This window comes from Acinetobacter sp. NigerLNRRAM0016, from assembly GCF_054112845.1.
The window spans coordinates 1-286 of record NZ_JBSYVT010000145.1 but is presented as its reverse complement, the minus strand read 5'-3'; the positions used below and the strand labels follow the sequence as shown (position 1 = coordinate 286).

General features: G+C 40.6%; 1 protein-coding gene. It reads left to right on the top strand.

What is annotated here, in order from left to right:
* A partial coding sequence (locus tag ACWQ4X_RS19910) for a DDE-type integrase/transposase/recombinase (RefSeq protein ID WP_457904694.1) occupies positions 1 to 286 on the top strand: 286 nt, incomplete at both ends.

The window sequence follows — 286 nt, the reverse complement described above, 5'->3', positions numbered from 1 at the left end:
CATCATATAGGACGACGTCATACACGTACTTTAATGAAGAAAATGGGTATTCAGGCGTTATATTGCAAACCAAATTTAAGCCAGGCTAATCAAGCTCACCGTAAATATCCATATCTGCTCAAAGGGTTGGCTATTCAGCGCAGTAATCAAGTGTGGTCTACGGATATAACGTATATCCCTATGGCAAAAGGCTTTGTTTATTTATGTGCTGTGATTGATTGGCATAGCCGCAAGGTACTTGCGCATAGGGTATCGATTAGTATGGAGGTGGATTTTTGTATTTCGG